Annotated in this window: 20 protein-coding genes; 9 read left to right on the forward strand and 11 right to left on the reverse strand. The window is 62.3% G+C overall.

From position 1 onward, the window contains the following. Window positions 1-49: 49 nt before the first annotated feature. Entirely contained in the window at window positions 50-628 is a 579-nt protein-coding gene (locus B2246_RS22090; protein ID WP_008651259.1) for a hypothetical protein, read from the reverse strand. 260 nt (window positions 629-888) lie between these two features. Here B2246_RS22090 and B2246_RS22095 point away from each other — a divergent pair, with 260 nt between their 5' ends. Further along, window positions 889-2,115 (forward strand): Bcr/CflA family multidrug efflux MFS transporter, encoded by a 1,227-nt coding sequence (locus tag B2246_RS22095; protein ID WP_008651261.1) that lies wholly within the window; start codon window positions 889-891, stop codon window positions 2,113-2,115. A gap of 30 nt (window positions 2,116-2,145) precedes the next feature. Here the strand turns inward: B2246_RS22095 and B2246_RS22100 are convergent, their stop codons facing one another. Beyond that, window positions 2,146-3,012, reverse strand: coding sequence for a mechanosensitive ion channel family protein (locus tag B2246_RS22100; protein WP_008651264.1), 867 nt, complete (start codon window positions 3,010-3,012; stop codon window positions 2,146-2,148). A gap of 241 nt (window positions 3,013-3,253) precedes the next feature. Further along, the gene (locus B2246_RS22105; RefSeq protein ID WP_008651266.1) at window positions 3,254-4,456 is read right to left on the reverse strand and encodes an ammonium transporter; all 1,203 of its coding nucleotides are present in this window, start codon (window positions 4,454-4,456) and stop codon (window positions 3,254-3,256) included. Between the two features lie 551 nt (window positions 4,457-5,007). Between B2246_RS22105 and B2246_RS22110 the strand changes: the two genes are divergently transcribed. From B2246_RS22110 to B2246_RS22120, 3 genes are all read left to right on the forward strand, one after another. Further along, window positions 5,008-5,289, forward strand: coding sequence for an HU family DNA-binding protein (locus B2246_RS22110; protein WP_008651272.1), 282 nt, complete (start codon window positions 5,008-5,010; stop codon window positions 5,287-5,289). 154 nt (window positions 5,290-5,443) lie between these two features. Then, window positions 5,444-5,929 (forward strand): acyl-CoA thioesterase, encoded by a 486-nt coding sequence (locus tag B2246_RS22115; RefSeq protein WP_008651273.1) that lies wholly within the window; start codon window positions 5,444-5,446, stop codon window positions 5,927-5,929. A 7-nt stretch (window positions 5,930-5,936) separates the two neighbouring features. Then, the gene (locus B2246_RS22120; RefSeq protein WP_035883672.1) at window positions 5,937-6,413 is read left to right on the forward strand and encodes a CreA family protein; all 477 of its coding nucleotides are present in this window, start codon (window positions 5,937-5,939) and stop codon (window positions 6,411-6,413) included. A 66-nt stretch (window positions 6,414-6,479) separates the two neighbouring features. Here the strand turns inward: B2246_RS22120 and B2246_RS22125 are convergent, their stop codons facing one another. The 3 genes from B2246_RS22125 to B2246_RS22135 all read right to left on the reverse strand — a co-directional run bounded on the left by B2246_RS22125 (window position 6,480) and on the right by B2246_RS22135 (window position 10,134). Continuing rightward, complete coding sequence (locus tag B2246_RS22125) at window positions 6,480-8,276, reverse strand: class I adenylate-forming enzyme family protein (RefSeq protein WP_286881069.1); 1,797 nt, start codon at window positions 8,274-8,276, stop codon at window positions 6,480-6,482. A 25-nt stretch (window positions 8,277-8,301) separates the two neighbouring features. Next, window positions 8,302-9,066 carry an SDR family oxidoreductase gene (locus tag B2246_RS22130; RefSeq protein ID WP_008651283.1) on the reverse strand — a complete coding sequence of 255 codons (765 nt, stop codon included), beginning with the start codon at window positions 9,064-9,066 and terminating at the stop codon, window positions 8,302-8,304. A gap of 189 nt (window positions 9,067-9,255) precedes the next feature. Continuing rightward, window positions 9,256-10,134 carry an arylamine N-acetyltransferase family protein gene (locus tag B2246_RS22135; RefSeq protein WP_286881070.1) on the reverse strand — a complete coding sequence of 293 codons (879 nt, stop codon included), beginning with the start codon at window positions 10,132-10,134 and terminating at the stop codon, window positions 9,256-9,258. 143 nt (window positions 10,135-10,277) lie between these two features. Between B2246_RS22135 and B2246_RS22140 the strand changes: the two genes are divergently transcribed. Both B2246_RS22140 and B2246_RS22145 read left to right on the forward strand, forming a co-directional pair. Then, on the forward strand, window positions 10,278-10,775 hold the full coding sequence (locus B2246_RS22140; protein ID WP_008651287.1) for a DUF962 domain-containing protein: 498 nt from the start codon (window positions 10,278-10,280) through the stop codon (window positions 10,773-10,775). A gap of 256 nt (window positions 10,776-11,031) precedes the next feature. Next, window positions 11,032-11,505: an HU family DNA-binding protein gene (locus B2246_RS22145; protein WP_008651289.1), complete on the forward strand. Its 474-nt coding sequence runs from the start codon at window positions 11,032-11,034 to the stop codon at window positions 11,503-11,505. Between the two features lie 124 nt (window positions 11,506-11,629). Here the strand turns inward: B2246_RS22145 and B2246_RS22150 are convergent, their stop codons facing one another. Together B2246_RS22150 and B2246_RS22155 are read right to left on the reverse strand one after the other, a co-directional pair. Continuing rightward, window positions 11,630-12,622 carry an isopenicillin N synthase family dioxygenase gene (locus B2246_RS22150; protein ID WP_008651291.1) on the reverse strand — a complete coding sequence of 331 codons (993 nt, stop codon included), beginning with the start codon at window positions 12,620-12,622 and terminating at the stop codon, window positions 11,630-11,632. 239 nt (window positions 12,623-12,861) lie between these two features. Beyond that, window positions 12,862-13,368 (reverse strand): GNAT family N-acetyltransferase, encoded by a 507-nt coding sequence (locus B2246_RS22155; protein WP_008651292.1) that lies wholly within the window; start codon window positions 13,366-13,368, stop codon window positions 12,862-12,864. Between the two features lie 87 nt (window positions 13,369-13,455). On the opposite strand from B2246_RS22155, the gene B2246_RS22160 reads away from it, so the two are divergent. Further along, complete coding sequence (locus B2246_RS22160; RefSeq protein ID WP_186425177.1) at window positions 13,456-14,148, forward strand: NnrU family protein; 693 nt, start codon at window positions 13,456-13,458, stop codon at window positions 14,146-14,148. A gap of 49 nt (window positions 14,149-14,197) precedes the next feature. Here the strand turns inward: B2246_RS22160 and B2246_RS22165 are convergent, their stop codons facing one another. Both B2246_RS22165 and B2246_RS22170 read right to left on the reverse strand, forming a co-directional pair. Continuing rightward, a complete protein-coding gene (locus tag B2246_RS22165) occupies window positions 14,198-14,623 on the reverse strand; it encodes a cupin domain-containing protein (RefSeq protein WP_186425178.1) in 426 nt (141 codons plus the stop codon). A 77-nt stretch (window positions 14,624-14,700) separates the two neighbouring features. Beyond that, window positions 14,701-14,823 (reverse strand): hypothetical protein, encoded by a 123-nt coding sequence (locus tag B2246_RS22170; RefSeq protein WP_017515412.1) that lies wholly within the window; start codon window positions 14,821-14,823, stop codon window positions 14,701-14,703. Between the two features lie 367 nt (window positions 14,824-15,190). On the opposite strand from B2246_RS22170, the gene B2246_RS22175 reads away from it, so the two are divergent. Continuing rightward, on the forward strand, window positions 15,191-16,771 hold the full coding sequence (locus B2246_RS22175) for an isocitrate lyase (RefSeq protein ID WP_011519171.1): 1,581 nt from the start codon (window positions 15,191-15,193) through the stop codon (window positions 16,769-16,771). Window positions 16,772-16,909: 138 nt separating this feature from the next. On the opposite strand, the gene kdgD is transcribed toward B2246_RS22175, so the two are convergent. Next, window positions 16,910-17,824, reverse strand: coding sequence for a 5-dehydro-4-deoxyglucarate dehydratase (gene kdgD / locus B2246_RS22180; protein ID WP_008651303.1), 915 nt, complete (start codon window positions 17,822-17,824; stop codon window positions 16,910-16,912). A gap of 419 nt (window positions 17,825-18,243) precedes the next feature. Here kdgD and B2246_RS22185 point away from each other — a divergent pair, with 419 nt between their 5' ends. Beyond that, window positions 18,244-19,605 (forward strand): MFS transporter, encoded by a 1,362-nt coding sequence (locus B2246_RS22185; RefSeq protein ID WP_008651304.1) that lies wholly within the window; start codon window positions 18,244-18,246, stop codon window positions 19,603-19,605. Window positions 19,606-19,618: the final 13 nt, after the last annotated feature.

Genomic DNA, 19,618 nt, shown 5'->3' on the forward strand with positions numbered 1-19,618 from the left:
GATGCCGAATCCGCCTGCATGTTGGCGTGTGGTACTTGTTTGAAACGGGTTATCGCAACGCGGCGGTGCAGATCGGGGCGTTGATATAGACGTCGCCGACCCGCCGCTCGCCGCGATCGTTGCGAGTCATGTAGCGGAACATCATGCTGATGCCGAGCTTGGTCAGGATCTCGACGTCGCGATTGGCGCAGATGTTGCGCTGTAGCGGTGCCGCGTAGTTGACCTCGAAGCTGGCGAGGTCGAGCATCGGGCCACGGTAGTTGGTCAGTTCCAGCTGAAACAGGATGTGCTTGCCTGGAACCGACTGACAGCGCCGCAGGCGAGTCTCTCCGTCGATCTCGATCGGCAGCGCATCGTTGAGCTGGCGGCAGGCGCGCGCCAGCACGCTGTCAGGGCGATTGGTATTGCGCAGTAGCTCCGGCACGCCGGCGGCGCCCGTGTTCTGGCCGGTGGCGGCACCCTTGAGCATTCTCGCCAGGGCGTCGGCTTCGTCCACCGCCACGGGCGCGGAAGACGGAGCCAGCGTCGCGGTCGGCCTGCCCGGCGCGGCCCATGCGGGCAACGGCGGCAGGGCTGCGATCGCAACCAGGCTCAGCGAGGCAATTAACGGCTTGTATCGTATGGTCATGCAGGATAACGGTGCCGGGGACGGTTCCCGTGATCCGTCTCCCGCGATGCGTCTGACTGCGTGGTCGGTGCAACATCCGAGCCGACAGGCAGGCATTGTACCCTCCACCCCGGCGCGCGTGAAAGCCAGTCCAACAATGTTCCGCACCGGTGGTGGGTTGCCGGCCGATCGATGCCAACATCCTTGCTTCCCCGACGCGTGGGCCGGTGCGCATTTGCAGGCTGTGCAACAATTGCGCCTTGCGTTTCCGGAACCCTTTCATGACGTCGACCAAGGGCGTGCCATCGTCCTCCCGTTTTCCCCTCTGGCTTCTGATTTGCGCGTCGCTGACCGCCATCGCGCCGCTGTCCATCGATATGTACCTGCCGAGCTTTCCGACGTTGGCAGCGGATCTGCATACCGACATCGGACAGGTGCAGCTGACGCTCGGCACGTTTCTGGTTGGGCTGGCGATAGGGCAGGCGTTTTACGGCCCGATCAGCGATCGCTTCGGCCGCAAGCCGCCGCTGTACGTCGGACTCACGATCTATGGCGCGGCGGCCGCAGGCTGTGCGATGGCGTCGACCGTCGATTCGTTGATGCTCTGGCGGTTCCTGCAGGCGCTCGGTGGCTGTACCGGCCTGGTGGTCTCGCGCGCGGTGATTCGAGACCGGATGGAAGCCCATGAGTCGGCGCGGGCGTACTCCTCGCTGATGCTCGTGATGGGCCTGGCGCCGATCCTGGCGCCGCTGATTGGTGGCGCGGTGCTGGCGGCTTCCGGCTGGCGTGCGATCTTCTGGATTCACTGTGGCGCAGCGGTGCTGCTGCTGTGGTTCGTCCACGCGCGCATGGAGGAGTCGCTCGACGTGCAGCGCCGCCGGACACTGCATCCGGTTGCAGTGCTGCGTAGTTACTGGGAGTTGCTGCGCGATCGCGAATTTCTTGGCTATTCGCTGGCGGCGGGATGCGTGCAGGGCGGCATGTTCGCCTATATTGCGGGGTCGCCGTTTGTGCTGATCGAACTGCATGGCATCGATCCCTCCCACTACGGCTTTGTTTTCGGGGCGAATGCGTTTGGCCTGATCGGCATGTCGCAGGTCAATACCCGCCTGGTCCGCGCTCGCGCGCTTGACGATGTGTTGCGCGTGGCGCTGTTCGCGCCTTGCGTGGCAGGTCTCGTCCTGGCCGGCACAGCCCTGATCGGCTGGACAACGCTTCCGGTACTGCTGGTCTGCTTCTTCGTATTCCTGTCGGGCCTTGGCTGCATCACGCCGAACGCCTCGGCCTTGGCACTATCCCACCAGAGTCATCGCGCCGGCACGGCTTCGGCGCTGATGGGCACGTTGCAGTTCGGCTTTGGCACGCTGGCAGGCGCGGCGGTCAGCCTCTGGCACGATGGCACCGCGCTGCCGCTGGCCGTTGTCATGGCGGTCTGCGGCAGCGGCGCGGTCGTGCTGCGTCTCTACGGGCGGGCAGGTATGCGGCAGCGCTCCCAATCCGCAACCTGATCCCGCCGAGCTTGCCTGGCCCAATCAGGCTCAGGCCGCCTGGTTTGCCGGCGCGCCCGATGCCACCGATACGGCCGGCGCGTTCTGCATCACCACGACCTGGGCCGGCATCGGCGCCTGGAAGCCCGCCTGGCCGAAGCTGTCGCGAATCGTGCGGTTGGTATCGAAATAGACCTGCCAGTAGTGATCGGTATGGCAGTAGGGGCGGACGGCCAGGACCGGGCCAACCAGTGTGAATTCCAGGATCTCGACATCGACGGGCGGTTCGGTCAGCACGTTCGGAATGGCCGCGATCTTTTCCTTGAGCAAAGCCGTGGCGGCTGCCACGTCAGTCGACCCGGCAAGTTGCGCCTTCAAATCGACCCGGCGGAACGCATTGGCCGAGAAATTCTGGATCGTGTCGCTGAAGATCTTGTTGTTGCCGACGACCGTCATGACGTTGTCAGGCGTGTCTAGCGTGGTGGAGAACAGGCCGATCTCGCGCACCGTGCCGGTGACACCACCGACGGATACAAAATCTCCGACCTTGAACGGACGCAGGACCACCAGGAACGCGCCGGCCGCGAAGTTCGACATCAGGCCAGACCAGGCCATACCGATAGCAACACCGGCTGCGGCGATCAGTGCCGCGAACGTCGTAGTCTGGATGCCGAAGTAGCCGAGGATGCCGATGACCAGCACGACATTCAGCGTCACGGTAACGATCGAGCCAACGTAGCGCAGCAGCGTCGGGTCTACCTTTTGCCTGGCCAGCGAATTCTGGACCATGCGCACCACGAAATGAATCAGCCAGCGGCCGACCACCCAGAAGGCGAGGGCGGCAAGGATCTTGACGCCGAAAACAGTGGCATAGCCATAAATCACATCGCGGATGCTTTGCAACGAAGAAGTATCCATAGGGGCACGCTCCAATTCTTTATGGAAAAGTGAAAATCAGGCACTGCAGAATCTGCGCAAATCGGTGTGGATGGTGCCAGGGCTGCAAGACACGCCTGTGTCGGCGTTGCTTCGGGAGCCCAAGGGCATTATTGGGCGCGTCGAGATCAAAGTTCAAGTTAATCTTTGTGAACACAAAGTAAAACGGCCGGATGATTCCGGCCGTTTTATTTGGGGCGATTCGAGACCGCAAGCGTTTCGATTACCAGCTCGTTTCACGCTCCGGTGTGGCGGAGATGCGGTGCAGCGTCAGGTCGGCGCCGTTGTACTCCTCCTCGGCATCCAGGCGAATGCCGACGACCTTCTTCAGCGTGCCGTAGACCACGGTGCCGCCCACCAGCGCAATCACGATCCCCATGGTCGTGCCGATGAACTGGGCCACGATCGAGACGCCGCCAATGCCGCCAAGCGCGTGGCTGCCGAAGATGCCTGCGGCGATGCCGCCCCAGGCGCCGCACAGGCCGTGCAGGGGCCAGACACCAAGCACGTCGTCGATGTGCCACTTGTTCTGCGCCAGCGTAAACAGATGAACGAACAGCACGCCAGCAACCGCACCGGTAATCAGCGCGCCCAGCGGATGCATCAGGTCCGAGCCCGCGCAAACGGCGACCAGGCCTGCCAGGGGACCGTTATACGCAAAGCCGGGATCGTTGCGGCCGGCCCACCACGCGGCCAGCGTGCCACCCGCCATTGCCATCAGCGAGTTGATGGCGACAAGGCCGCTGATCTTGTCGACGGTCTGCGCGCTCATCACATTGAAGCCGAACCAGCCCACCGCCAGTACCCAGGCGCCCAGCGCGAGGAACGGAATATTCGAGGGCGGGTGCGCGCTGATGCGGCCATCCTTCTGATAGCGGCCGCGGCGCGCGCCCAGCAGCAGCACCGCCGGCAGCGCGATCCAGCCGCCGACAGCGTGGACCACCACCGAGCCGGCGAAATCATGGAACGGCGCACCGGTCACGGAGGCGATCCAGTCCTGGATGCCGAATCGGTTGTTCCACGCGATGCCTTCGAAGAAGGGGTAGACGAAACCGACCAGCACGAATGTAGCTGCCAGTTGCGGGTTAAATCGCGAGCGCTCGGCAATACCGCCCGAGATAATCGCCGGGATGGCCGCCGCAAATGTGGCCAGAAAGAAGAACTTCACCAGCTCATAGCCGCTTTTTTGCGCCAGTACATCTGCCCCGGACATGAATTGCACGCCGTAGGCGACCGTATAACCGATAAAAAAGTATGAAATCGTCGAGACCGCGAAATCGACCAGGATCTTGACCAGGGCATTGACCTGATTTTTCTTGCGGACGGTGCCAAGCTCCAGGAATGCGAACCCCGCGTGCATGGCTAGCACCAGGATTGCGCCAAGCAGGATGAACATTGCATCCGTACCGGTTTTCAAGTTGTCCATCGTTGCCCCATGCTCAAAATGGGAGCATGGGTATGCAAAAGCCGTTCCAGATCTGGGCATGAACGCCGAAAAACCGCGCAAACTCAGTGCGCGTGGCACTTGGATGGCGTTTCGGGCCACTCTGAGTCGTGGCATGCCAACGCCCAAAAAGAGGGAATGAGGTGCAAATGCGCCGTGATGGCGCACGTTGTGTTGTCAAAGCAGACCCGAAACGGTGCATTGCACCTGAACTGGGCGCTGTTGAGTCTGCGGGGGATTGGTACCTGGTAAATGGGGGGCGCGTGTTCCAGTGACGGGTACGGCAATTTCTCCGGGAATGTCAACGCGCGATATTCGGTATGCCGGACAGCCGCAAAAAGTGACGTTTCGATTCTCGGAATAGAGGGGGAGAACGCCCGCTAAGTCTTGCCACAGAACGATTTCCGGCAGTTTTCGTTGCATTGGTGCCACTGGGGATTGCCCAAGGCACAAAGGGCAGATTAGACTGCGCCGATCGGACTTCTGCCATGCGGTAAAAGTCCGGTGACGACGACCAACAAGGGAAATCAGCCATGAATAAAGGTGAACTGGTATCGGCCATCGCCGCGGAAGCAGAACTCAGCAACGCCGCCGCCGAGCGCGCGCTGAACGCTGCGCTGGACAGTATCAAGAAGGCAGTGGCCAAGGGCGACTCTGTCACTCTGGTGGGTTTTGGCAGCTTCAGCTCGGGCAAACGTGCTGCCCGCACCGGTCGTAATCCGCGCACCGGCGAAACGATCAAGATTCCTGCGGCCAAGACTGTGAAGTTTTCGGCAGGTCAGGGTTTCAAGGACGCTGTGAACAAGAAGAAGTAAGCACATCGCGTCTGAGAAGCAAAGAAAGCGGCCTGTGGGGCCGCTTTTCTTTTGTCGGAAGTTTCTTGCATGGCTGGGGTGGGCCGGGCTCCCATTCACGCACGCGGCGAGTTACACTGCCGGCGCCTGAATGCCCGAATCTGGATTTCCTGCGATGAACGATTTGTCCCACCAGCTTTCCATGACCGTGCTGATGACGCCGGACATGGCCAATTTCTCCGGCAATGTCCACGGCGGCACGATCCTGAAATACCTCGATATGGTGGCCTACGCCTGCGCCAGCCGCTATGCCGGCCGCTACGTGGTTACGCTGTCGGTGGACCAGGTGATGTTCCGCCAGCCGATCCACGTGGGCGAACTCGTGACGTTCCTGGCTGCCGTCAACTTTACGGGCCGCAGCTCGATGGAGATCGGTATCAAGGTCGTGACCGAGAATATCCGCAGCAAGGTCGTGCGCCATACCAATAGCTGCTACTTCACAATGGTCGCCGTCGACGACAATGGTGCGCCGGCCGAGGTGCCGCCGCTGCAGCCGCGTGACGAAGTGGAGCGCCAGCGTTTTGAAGCCGCCAAGCAGAGACGCGCGCTGCGCCAGGAAATGGAACGTCGCCACGACGAAATCAAGGGCGCTACGCCCTGACCCCGACATGACCAGACTTCGTATCGGCATGGCCGCGGGCCTTGCCTTCGGTATGCTTGCCTGCGCGGCACAGGCTGAAGAAATCGGCAGTGTTTCCACCAATTTCCGCATGACGGGATCGGACAAGGTCGTTATCGAGGCTTACGACGATCCGCAAGTCGACGGGGTGACCTGCTACGTCTCGCGCGCCCGGACCGGCGGCATCAAGGGCACGTTCGGCATGGCCGAAGATCCGCCAGAGGCGTCGATCGCCTGCCGCCAGGTGGGGCCGATCACGTTCAAGGGTCCGATGAAGGCGCAGGAGGATGTGTTCTCCGAGCGCATGTCGATCCTGTTCAAGACGCTGCACGTGGTGCGCGCGGTGGACCGCAAGCGCAATACGCTGGTTTATCTGACGTATTCGGATCGGATCGTGTCCGGCAGCCCGCAGAACTCGGTCACTGCCGTGCCGGTGCCGGCGGGGACGCCGATTCCGGTGAAGTGATATTCAGACACCGAGGTTTTCCCCCCCCTCTCCCGCGTGAGGGAGGGGGGGCGTAACCTCAGACAATCAAGCCGCGAACAGCTTCCTGAGGTTCGACTTCAGGATTTTCCCGTTCGGATTCCGCGGCAGCATCTCCTCCAGCACGATCACGCGCACCGGCACCTTGAAGGCCGCCAGACGCGCGCGCACGAACTCCTGCAGCTCGGCCTCGGTTGCCTTCATGCCAGGCTTCAGGCTGACCACCGCGCCGGGTTCCTCCCCCAGCGTGCGGTGCGGAATGCCTACTACCGCCGCATCCATGATGGCCGGATGATCGTATAGCGTGCTTTCCACCTCGATGCAGTAGATGTTCTCGCCGCCACGGATCAGCATGTCCTTCATGCGGTCGACGATATAGAGGAATCCGTCCTCGTCGATACGCGCCACGTCGCCGGTGTGCAGCCATCCGTCGACGAAGGTCTTCGCGGTTGCCTCGGGCTTGTTCCAGTAGCTGTGGACCACATTGGCGCCGCGCACCAGCAACTCACCGACCTCGCCGGGCGGTAGTGCCCGGCCGAATCCGTCGTCGATCTTCATCTCGCAGATCGGCAGCGCCGGGCCGGCGCTGTCGGGACGATGGACGTATTCCTCGGCACTGTGGCTCGTGAACGTGGCCGACGTTTCCGTCATACCCCAGCCAATGCCCGGTGCGGCATGTGGGAATACCTCCTTGATCCGGCGCACGAGTTCTGGTGAGGCGGGGGCCCCACCGTAGTTCATGTTCTCGAGCGACGACAGATCGAACTCGCCGCGCTGAGGGTGCTCCAGAATCTGCCACGCGATGGTCGGCACGCCACCCGCTCCGGTGCAGCGCTCTGCCTGAATCAGTTCCATGGCGCGCAGCGTGTCCCAGCGATAGAGCAGCACGATCTTCCCGCCGGTGGCGAGCGTGCCATTCAGGATGGACATGCAGCCGGTGACGTGAAAGAACGGTACCGCCAGCAATCCCCCTTTCTGTGGGGCGTCCGGATTCGGTTCCGGCACCGGCTCGCCACGGCGCAGCAGGTTGCGCAGCGGGCTGAACTGCGCGCACACGGCCACCGTGCAGGCATTGCGGTGCGTGCCGACGGCGCCTTTCGGCTTACCCGTGGTGCCGGACGTATAGAAGATCGTCACGTCATCGTCAGGATCCAGCGGGACGACCGGGAGCGATTGCGAGGGGAGGGCCGGCCATGCATCCGATTCACCGATCACCGATGCCAGCGGCACGATACGCGGGTCGTCGAAGGTTGCATTGGCTGGCGCGCGCACGACGTAGATCCGTTCGAGATCGGGGCAGGCTGCCAGATGCTCCGTGATGCGATCCAGCCGTTCGTAATCGACGATGGCAATGCGGCTTCCCGAATCGGCCAGACCATATTCCAGCTCGGGACCGGTCCACCACGCATTGAGCGGGGTGACGATGGCGCCGGCGAGAATCGCCGCGTAGAACGCCACCGGCCACTCGGGCAAGTTGCGCATGGCCACGGCCACGCGGTCGCCCTTGTGGATACCGTCGCGTACCAGTTGCTGGGCCAGTGTCGTGGACGCCTGCGCGAACGCGCGATAGCTGACGCGCTCCTCTTCGTAGACCACGAAGGTCTTGTCGCCCCAGGCTGCGGCGATCAAAAAAAGATCGCGCAGCGTTGGTGGCGCATTCTTCCAGACCGTGGTCGGGATGCCCCGGATCACACGCGCCTCGGTTTCGAACGGCGCGCCCGGCGCGGTCAGCCGGGCGTGCGCTTCGGCCAGGGACATGACCGGCCATTGGCCGGCTCCGGCCTCCGGCGGCCGGGATTGCTGCGTGTGCTGTTGGTGCTGCTGTTGCTGCGGTTGTTGCGACATGCATGGCCTCCCGCAAAAACAATCGTCAGATGGTAACGCCCCCGTCAACAACCAGTGCCTGGCCCGTCATGAACGTGCTGGCGGCAGAAGCCAGATAGCAGGCCGCGCCCGCGATTTCCACCGGTTCGCCGATGCGGCGCAGCGGCGCGTTCTCGGTGGATTGCTTGTAACGCACCGGATCTTCCCAGAGGGCACGTGCGAAATCGGTCTTGATCAGGCCCGGGGCAATGCAGTTTACGCGGACATTGTGCGGCCCGAACTCCACGGCCAGATTGCGGGCCAGCTGGAAATCGGCGGCCTTGGACACGTTGTAGACACCGATCGTGGGCGAGCCGCGCAGGCCACCGATCGACGACACGATGATGATCGAGCCCTCGCGGCGTTCGATCATCTGCGGCGCCACCATCTGGATCAGCCAGTGGTTCGAGATCACGTTGTTATCGAGCACCTTGCGGAACTGCTCGTCGCTCACGCCACTCATCGGGCCGTAGTAGGGGTTCGATGCCGCGTTGCAGACCAGTACGTCGACCTTGCCGTAGACGCGATTGGTTTCGTCCACCAGATGCTGCAGTGCATCCTTCGACGAGATATTGGCGGCCACGGCCAGCGCGGTACCCGCGCCGTGCTTGGCGTTGATGGCGTCGACGACTTCCTGGCAGGCCTCGATCTTGCGCGAGGAGACGACGACCTTCGCGCCCTGGATGGCAAGCTGCTCGGCGATGGCCCGGCCGATGCCGCGCGAAGAACCGGTAATGATGGCTACCTTGCCCGACAGATCGAACAATGACATGGCGTCTCCTGTTGTTTGACAGCGGTCATTGCCGCTGTCTGGATGGGTGATTGGCCGGGACATTATGGGCAGGCGCCAGGACTCAGTCCATAACGAAAACGGTGCCAGGATGCCTGTATCAGCAAACTTTCTGCGGGCAATTCACGCGATGCATGGCGTGTGCCGCTGCGCGGAATGGCGACCGGGCCTCTATCCGAGCACCGCTGGCAGCCGTGCCGCCAGCGCGGCGCGCAAGGCGGGATCGAGCCGGATCTGGAAGCGCGTAGCCAGCGTGTCGATCACGGCGTCGGCTGACGCCAGCACGGTTTTTCGCACGCTGCCGTCGGGCGAGCGTTCGCTCAGGTTGCCATTGGCGAGCGCGAGCCGGGTGTCGCCGTCGGTACGCGCGGCCATCAGCGTACGAGTGAAGTGGCTGTCTGGATGCGTGGAGACGTACCAGTTGCGCGGGATGAAATCGATCCAGGGCTGCGGGGTCAGGTCGAAACGGTAGATCGGTTGCCAACCCGAAGCGTCGTCGCTGATGTCGGGCACCATCAGATCCAGGCAGTGAAAACCCGTACCCGTCAGCGCGTTCGCCGGGGAGGGTTGCAGGCGATAGGGCGTGTTTTCATCCTGCGGCAGCGATAGCGACAGGGCGCGGTCCGGCGTCGGCCCGCCGAAGCCCACATCGGCGATATAGCTTTCGTGCGCCACTTCCACGCGCAGGAGCATGTGCGACAGCCCCGTCGGCGTGGCTTCCGGCACATGCCAGCGCACGCGCGCGGCAAGCGGCGTCACCGCATAACCGAGTGCCTTGAGGCCGGCGCAGAGCAGGGTGTTCTGTTCGAAGCAGTAGCCGCCGCGGCCCTGCACGACGAGTTTTTCGAATACCGAGGGCAGATCGATCGACACCCGGCGGCCGAGCAAGGCATCAAGATTCTCGAACGGGATATGCGCGAGTTGCGCCGCGATCAGCGTGTTCAGCAGTGGTAGCGTAGGGGCGTCGGGAACCTCTGCGATGCCGATGCGTCGCAGCCAGGCGGCCAACTGGTCGGGGTGGAGAGCGGGGATTTCGTCGGCGGCAAGCATGGTGGGGGGGCTGGCGGAAATTAGTGGGGGCGCTCGAACGGAAGGGGGAACGCTACCGAATCGCACGGGACGTGACTACTATACGGCCGCAACGGCCGCGATGCGAACCTTGCGCCAAAGCATAAAAAACTACGGAGACGCCCGTGAAAACCCTGATCGATCACCTGTCGAACTACGCTGCCTATCACCGTGATACCCGCAATGTCGTGACGCATTTCATCGGCATCCCGATGATCGTCCTGGCCGTGACGGCGCTGCTTGGCCGGCCCGCGCTGCCGCTCGGTGACGGCGCTCGATACCTGACGCCGGCGATGATCGTCTACGCGCTTTCGTGCCTGTTTTACCTGCGCCTGTCGTTCGCCTTCGGCGTGGTAATGGCCGTGATTCTGGCGTTTTTCGTGTGGGCCGGCGCATGGCTTGCAGCGTTGCCGACGGCCGGGTGGCTGGCATCGGGCATCGGTCTGTTCGTCGCGGGCTGGGTCATCCAGTTCGTCGGGCATTACTTCGAAGGTCGCAAGCCGGCGTTCGTCGACGATCTGGTTGGTCTGCTGGTGGGGCCGCTTTTCCTCGTCGCGGAGACGGCTTTCGCGCTTGGCCTGGCGCGTGAAACGCGCGATGCGATGCTGGCGCACGCGCATTGAATGACCCGAAAACGCGCCGTCGCGCGACGCTCGCGGAATGCGAAAGTGGGGGGACGTAACGCTCCGCAGCGTGTTTGCTGATGCAAACCAGCTACAAAACACGGGGTTTTCACTTGGTTTGCCCTGCGGCATGTACGAAAACCCCTTTACTTCTGGCTGTTTCCGCTATGATTCAGTGCGTACCGGCACTGACGTTCAGCAACATGCCAAACGTTGCGATCGGCCGGCACACTATCTTCAACTCTCGTATATAGACATGGCGACCAAAGCGAAACCGACCGCGAAGACCGCAACCAAGCCCGCTGCCAAGAAGGCCGCGGCACCCAAGGCACCCGTGAAGGCACCTGTGAAGGCTGCTGCCAAGAAGGCCGCTCCGGCCAAGAAGGCTGCTCCCGCCGCTGCCGCGCCGACTCCGAAGCCGCTGAAGGACACCTTCAACAAGTCGAGCCTGGTCGCTCACCTGGTAGCCCAGACCCAACTGGAAGCCAAGGCCGTGAAGACGGTGCTGGCACACCTCGAAAACACCATCGTCAGCGCACTGAACAAGAAGGGTGCTGGCGAATTCACGCTGCCGGGCCTGCTGAAGGTGACCGCACAGCAAGTGCCGGCCAAGAAGAAGCGCTTCGGCAAGGATCCGTTCACTGGCGAAGAGCGTTGGTTCCCGGCCAAGCCGGCCAGCGTCAAGGTCAAGGTGCGTCCGCTGAAGAAGCTGAAGGACGCTGCGGCCTGATCGCCCGCATCTTTGGTAGTCGTCAGTCCGGTGCCGATTGCTCGGCGCCGGGCGACTTGAAACCCCGTGCCCGAAAGGCCCGGGGTTTTTTGTTGGGCGGGCGGGATCGGGCGGGATCAATACATCAGTAAGCCTTGAAGTTCGCCGCGACCCTTTGCCGAAGGAAATCACCTGCCGTAATCGCCGGATACCGCTTCGACGGCCCTTCGATCACCGTATCGCGGTTGGCCTGGCAGAAGAACGCAAGGCTGTGGCGCGGGCCCATGTACTCTCCCGGTGCGGGATTCCGGACGCGATGGAAGTTCGATGGCAGGCGGTCGTCGCTCCAGCGCATCAGCATGTCCCCGATGTTGCAGGTGACCACGTCCTCGATCGGCGCGATCGGGGTCCAGGCCTGGGCATCCATCTCCTTGCCGGGACACACCTGCAGACCACCCTGGCCTTCGCGCTGGAATAGCAGCGTCAGGCAGTCGAAATCGGTATGGGCGCCGGCGCGCCACAGGTCGAGCTTGTCCTGCGCCTCGGGTGGAATCGCGTAGTAATGCAGCAGCCGTAGCGTGCTCTGGTAATCCGGCGCGACCGGGTCATGCGCGCGCGAGAAGAAGTCGGTGTCGAAGCCGAGTCTGTCGGCGAAGCAGGACAGCACTTTCATTCCCACATTCCAGCATTGCGCCTCGAACTCGAGCATCGTCTGCCGGAACCCGGGCAGTTCGGCCTCCGAAGGCCAGAGTGGCGCCATGTGCGGGCGCGTGATCTGATAGGACTCCTTCTGGTCCGGCGTGCCGGTGGATGGCCTTACCTGCGCGCGCGATTCCCAGCCCGCGTTGTTGGCTTTCTGCAATGGATACCGGGCTTTTACCGTCTCCGGCAGTGCGAAGAACTGCTCGGCCATGGCAAAAGCCTGCCGTATGGCGGCCAGGTCGATACCGTGGTGCCGCAGTTGGAAGAAGCCGATGTCGGTGGCGGCACGCCAGAGCTGATCGGCAATCTCGGGCTTGCGGGTGTCGAAGTCCGACAGGTCGATGCAGCGGATCTCGCGCGTGTCGGTTTCGGAGCCGTGGGCGCCCATGCGTGATTCGCGGGCAAGCTCGTGGAGGGGAAGTGTGGCGTTGGTCATGGGTGTCCTGGTTCGGGAATGTGGGCCGATCGGTCCATCCCGGAAGCAAGACACACGCATATCGCGGCAATGCGGCTCTCGACTTCCGGGATGGACACGGAACTCAAGAGCAATTTCCTGCCGCCCCGATGCCTGGAAAGGGCGGGGCGGTTGAACGCTTCTACTCTTCTATCGTAGGTGACGCAGGATTCGGGCCAGCCGGCACGCGGCCCGATTCACCAGATTGGCGCGGCCGACGGTTACTCCGTGGCGTCGAATGCATCGTGATAGCGCACGGTGCCCACCGGCACGTCAGGCCCGAAGGCAAGGGTCTGGAAATACTCCTGCGGTACGCCGGGCAATACCAGCCGGGAATCGGCCTGGAAGCCGAATCTGCCGTAATAGGCCGGATCACCCAGCACGACGCAACCGCGTCCGCCAAGGCGCCGCAATTCATCAAGTGCCGCCAGCATCAGCACCGAGCCAATGCCCCTGCGCTGCCGATCTGGCGATACCGAGACTGGCCCAATGCCATGCCAGCCCGAATCGCCGGAGGAAATGGTGACGGGCGAGGCTGCAACGTGGCCGACGACCCCGCTTTCATCCTCCGCTACCAGCGAGAGCGTCAGGCATCCGGCACGACGCAAGCCGTTGATGATGAAGGCTTCGGTGTGGCTCGAGTGGGGCTCGTCCCTGAACGCCGCTTCCGTGAGTTGGGCGATGGTTTCAACATCCTCGGGACGCTCGGTCCGGACGGAGATGGTCATGCAGTTTTCCTCATTGATGCTCTCGCGGTGGACATCAACCATACTGCAATACGGTCAACCAATCATCCAGATCGTGGGAGGCGGGCAATGGGAAGCATTGGTGCGGTGGTGGTGGCGTCAGTCGCCTTTGTGGGCAGTCATTTCCTGCTGTCCCATCCGTTGCGGGGACCGCTGGTTCGCGTGGTCGGCGAAAAGGGGTTTCTCGGCATCTATTCGCTGGTCGCCTTCCTGACGCTTGGGTGGATGGTGATGACCTACAAGCGAGCGCCGGTCTCGTCACCGCTATGGGTGGCTGGCGACGGCATCTGGGCGGTGGTGACGGTGGTCATGCTGATCGCCTCGATCCTGCTGATGGGATCCCTGATCCGAAATCCGGCGTTGCCCACAGTTGGCCGCCCGGGCGCCTTCCCGGAGGCTGCGCGCGGCGTGTTTGCGGTAACGCGTCATCCGATGATGTGGGCCTTCGCGCTTTGGGGCGTGTGCCATATCGCTGTGTATCCGGTGACGAGGAACATCGTGGTCGCGCTGGCAATGATCGTGCTCGCCCTGGTGGGTGCCGCATTGCAGGACCAGAAAAAGGAACGGCTGCTGCCAGACCGTTGGCCGGACTGGGAGGCCAAGACGAGCTATCTGCCATTTGCGGCGATCGTCGCCGGCCGGGCCCGGCCGGCCGGATTTGGCTCGCACGCGCTTCTGGGTGGGCTTATCGTCTGGCTCGCGGCGACCTGGGCCCATCTGCCGCTCGCCGGGATTGCGGCGGGTATCTGGCGGTGGCTGTAGTCGCGACGTCGTTGCGACAACGTAGCGCCCCGGCAGAGACCGGGGGGCGTCAAATCCACTGGTCGTTCTCGACTGTACGCTCGCCCGTCGCACCGTCACCCGTGTTCACCACGCCTCGCGGCTCGATCAGCAGCAGTTTGACTTCCGCGTTCGCGCAGGGCTTGTGCTCGACGCCCTTCGGCACCACGGCCATCTGCCCGGCACGCAGCACGATCGACCCGTCGCCCGTGGGTCCCGCCCGGAAGTCGATGCGCAGTTCTCCTTCCAGGACGATGAAGGTTTCGTCGGTGTCGGCATGGCGGTGCCACTGGAATTCGCCCTCGACCTTCACGACCTTGAACTGATAGTCGTTCATTTCAGCGACGACGCGCGGTTGCCAGTGACCGTCGATCAGCGTGATCTTGTCGACCAGGTCGATGGCCCGGCACTGGCCACGATCGGCATGCATGGTGGGATGTTTGGGGGCCTGGGGCATCGTTCTCTCCGCTCAAATGTTGACGATTCGAGCTTACGCACGATCCGCGCGACGGTATTGAACGATCGTGGGTGTGCTCAGCCGCGTTGCATGTACCCGGCGACCTGCAGCCAGCGCCCTGGCGTCAGTCCGAATGTCTTCGAGAAGTGCCGCGTCATGTGGCTCTGATCGGCAAGCACAAGGATTCTCGCACGGAGCATCGACATCTCCGCTGGCGCATGACGCCGTCCTTCAACTGCGTCTGAAGGACCCAGATGCATCTATATCAGTGCGCCAGTCATCTGCGGCGACCCTTTCCCCGGGAACTGAAAGCACATTTCATATTGCGAAATCTCGGGAAAATTCCAGCGCCGGGTTCTTTTCGTTCTCCGAAAACTCGTTCCACATCGCAAAAAATGGAGTTTATCTCTTTGAAATATAAGGATAAATTAACTCTTATGTCTTATATAAGACCTTGTCGCGATGCATCAAAAACCCCCTACAATTATTTCCACGCTGCTTGCTTCGACACCCGTAGCGGCACAGGCAAACACTTCTTCAAACACGCTTCATTCTTAGGAAATTCGTATGGCTCAGTATCAAGACGACATCAAGGCAGTTGCTGGTTTGAAAGAGCAACACGGCAGCGCGTGGAATGCCATCAACCCCGAGTATGCCGCTCGGATGCGTGCCCAGAACAAGTTCAAGACGGGTCTGGACATCGCCAAGTACACCGCCAAGATCATGCGCGCCGACATGGCCGCCTATGATGCGAATCCTTCCAAGTACACCCAGTCGCTGGGTTGCTGGCACGGTTTCATCGGCCAGCAGAAGATGATTTCCATCAAGAAGCACTTCAAGAGCACCGAGCGTCGCTACCTCTACCTGTCGGGCTGGATGGTCGCTGCGCTGCGCTCGGAGTTCGGCCCGCTGCCGGACCAGTCGATGCACGAAAAGACCTCGGTCAGCGCGCTGATTCGCGAGCTGTACACGTTCCTGCGCCAGGCTGACGCGCGTGAACTGGGCGGCCTGTTCCGCGAACTGGATGCCGCTACCGGTGCCGCCAAGGCCGCCATCCAGGAAAAGATCGACAACCACGTCACCCACGTGGTGCCCATCATCGCCGACATCGACGCTGGTTTCGGCAATGCCGAAGCGACGTACCTGCTCGCCAAGCAGTTCATCGAAGCCGGTGCATGCTGCATCCAGATCGAAAACCAGGTGTCCGACGAGAAGCAGTGCGGCCACCAGGATGGCAAGGTCACCGTGCCGCACGAGGACTTCCTGGCCAAGATCCGCGCGATCCGCTACGCCTTCCTCGAACTGGGCGTGGACGACGGCGTCATCGTGGCCCGTACCGATTCGCTGGGCGCAGGCCTGACCAAGCAGATCGCCGTGACCGCCACCCCGGGCGACCTGGGCGACCAGTACAACTCGTTCCTGGATTGCGAGGAACTGTCGGCCGACCAACTGGGCAACGGTGATGTCATCATCAAGCGCGACGGCAAGCTGCTGCGTCCGAAGCGTCTGCCGAGCAACCTGTTCCAGTTCCGTGCCGGCACGGGCGAAGCACGCTGCGTGCTGGATTGCGTGACCGCACTGCAAAACGGCGCCGACCTGCTGTGGATCGAAACTGAAAAGCCGCATATCGCCCAGATCGGTGGCATGGTCAGCGAAATCCGCAAGGTCATCCCGAACGCCAAGCTGGTGTACAACAACAGCCCGTCGTTCAACTGGACCCTGAACTTCCGCCAGCAGGCCTACGACGCGATGAAGGCCGCGGGCAAGGACGTGTCGGCATACGAGCGCACCCAGCTGATGAGCGTGGAATACGACGACAGCGAACTGGCCAAGATCGCTGACGAGAAGATCCGCACGTTCCAGGCCGATGCATCGCGTGAAGCCGGTATCTTCCACCACCTGATCACGCTGCCGACGTACCACACCGCTGCGCTGTCGACCGACAACCTGGCCAAGGAATACTTCGGCGACCAGGGCATGCTGGGCTACGTGGCTGGCGTGCAGCGCAAGGAAATCCGTCAGGGCATCGCCTGCGTCAAGCACCAGAACATGTCCGGCTCGGACATCGGTGACGACCACAAGGAATACTTCAGCGGCGAAGCTGCCCTGAAGGCGGCTGGCAAGGACAACACGATGAACCAGTTCTGATCTGGGTCGTACTCCTAAGCAAGTTTTAGGCAGAACGCCAACCCTTCGCGGGTTGGCGTTTTTTTATTTGGCGACGCGCAAAAAAAAGAGCCGACGAATCGGCTCTGTCCAAACTCTCAACGTGACGACCTGAGAAACTTACTGCGGTCCGAGCTTGCGAATCAGCGCATCCAGCCGTGCCATTTCGTCTTCGGTCAGATCGGTCAGCGGCGCGCGCACCGGACCAGCATCGTGGCCAACCAGCTTGGCGCCAGCCTTGACGATCGACACCGCGTAGCCTTGTTTGCGATTGCGGATGTCCAGGTACGGCAGGAAGAAATCGTCGATCAGGCGACCCACCGTGGCATGGTCGTCAGCGGCAATCGCGCGGTAAAACTCCATCGCGGTCTTCGGGATGAAGTTGAACACGGCCGACGAATAGACGGGCACGCCCAGCGCCTTGTAGGCGGCGGCATAGACTTCGGCGGTGGGCAGGCCGCCCAGGTATGCGAGCCGGTCACCAAGCTTGCGGCGAACACGCACCATCGCCTCGATCTCGCCCACGCCGTCCTTGAAGCCGATCAGGTTGGGGCAGCGGTCGACCACGCGTTCCAGCAGGTCGGCGCCGATGCGGGAGTTCGCGCGGTTGTAGACGATCACGCCGATTTTCAGCGCCTTGCAAACCTCTTCGATGTGGTTGGCGATGCCTTCTTCGCTGGCTTCGGTCAGGTAGTGCGGCATCAGCAGCACGCCGTGGGCACCCAGGCGCTCGGCTTCCTTCGCGTATTCGATCGCCACGCGGGTCGGGCCACCGGCACCGGCAAGAATGGGCACCTTGCCCCGGCAGGTTTCTACCGCGGTGCGGATCACGTTCGAATAGTCCTGCTGCGTCAGCGAGAAGAACTCACCCGTGCCGCCGGCGGCGAACAGCGCCGACGCACCGTAGGGCGCCAGCCATTCCAGGCGCTCGATATAGGTATCGGGGCGGAAGTTGCCTTGCGCGTCGAAATCGGTGATAGGGAAAGAGAGCAGGCCTTCCGAGATGATCTGCTTGAGTTCTTGCGGTGTAGTCATGTCACGCTTCCTGATCGCCACATGGCAGATGGCGGTTGGTGGGGAACAAGGTGGGTTATGGCCTCGTTCCATCTGGTCGATGGCTTCGAGATAAGTCATCGTACAACTATAGCGAAAAGCGCGCAAGCATCGACAGGGAAGTTCGAGGGAAAACCCCGGGTTTGATTGCTTCGGAAGCGTGCCGGCGGTCAAATGGAAAGTGACGGCCTGAAGAGCGAATTGCCCTGAGAGCCCGCAACCAGGCTGAAAGAGGGCGATATGTGTCGGACTACGGAGTCGGAGATTGCGCGGAGTAGGGGTAAACGCGCACTGCATTCATCCGAGCCTCGTTCTTATAATTCCAGTCGTATGACGACATATCTCAAGCCGGTCCAGAAGCACTCCCGCATCCAGGAACCAGGGCTGTGAGGAGACCTCTCATGAATGCCACCCCCACCACAGGCGCTGCCGCTGCATCCACCGCGCGGCGCACCAATGTCCGTTACTGGATTCTCGCGCTGATTTTCATCGTGACTACGGTCAACTACGCGGATCGTGCCACGCTGTCGATTACCGGGCCCGCGATGCGTGAGGAATTCGGTTTCTCGGCCGTCCAGATGGGCTATATCTTCTCGGCCTTCAGTTGGTCGTACGTGATGGCGCAGATTCCTGGCGGCTGGCTGCTCGATCGCTTTGGCGCCCGGCGCATCTATGCCGTAAGCATCTTCCTCTGGTCATTCTTCACGCTGCTGCAGGGATGGGTCGGCATCTTCGCCTCGATGGGAGCGACGATGACGGCGCTCTTCATGCTGCGTTTCGCCGTGGGTCTGGCCGAGTCCCCGGCATTCCCGGCCAACGCAAAGGTGGTGGCAAGCTGGTTCCCGACCGCCGAGCGCGGTACCGCGTCGGCCATCTTCAACGCCGCGCAATACTTCGCCGCCGTGGTGTTCACGCCGCTGATGGCGTGGATCGTTCACAGCATGGGCTGGCATCACGTCTACCTGTGGATGGGCATCATGGGCATGCTGCTGGCGATGCTCTGGCTCAAGGTCATGCGCAGCCCGGTTACGCATCCGGCTGTGAATCGCGCGGAACTTGAGCACATCGAGCAGGGCGGTGGCCTGATTCACATGAATGAAGGGGCAGGCAAGTCAAAGCAGGGCGCCAATCCTGCTGGCTGGTTCTATGCCCGGCAGTTGCTGTCGAACCGGATGCTGGCCGGGGTCTATCTGGGCCAGTACTGCATCAACGTGCTGACGTACTTCTTCCTCACGTGGTTTCCGGTGTACCTGGTGCAGGCGCGCGGCATGTCGATCCTGAAGGCGGGTTTCGTCGCGTCCCTGCCGGCCATCTGCGGTTTTCTCGGCGGCGTGCTGGGCGGCGTGATCTCCGACCACTTGCTGCGCCGCGGCTACTCGCTGACCATTGCCCGCAAGGTGCCGATCGTGGCGGGCATGTTGCTGTCGGTGTCCATGATCGCCTGCAACTACGTGGATGCCGAATGGCTGGTGGTGGGCATCATGGCGCTCGCGTTCTTCGGCAAGGGCATCGGCGCGCTGGGCTGGGCCGTGGTGGCTGACACTGCGCCCAAGGAAGTGATCGGCCTGGCGGGCAGCATCTTCAACACGTTCGGCAATATCGCCGGCATTGTGACGCCGATCGTGATCGGCTATATCCTGAGCGCGACAGGCTCGTTCAACGGCGCGCTGGTGTTCGTGGGTATCAATGCCCTGGTCACCGTGCTGAGCTATCTGGTGATCGTCAAGGACATTCGCCGCGTCGAGCTGAAGCACCCCCAATAAGGAAGGAATCCCC

This window comes from Cupriavidus sp. UBA2010, from assembly GCF_002335265.1.
Lineage (GTDB): Bacteria > Pseudomonadota > Gammaproteobacteria > Burkholderiales > Burkholderiaceae > Cupriavidus > Cupriavidus metallidurans.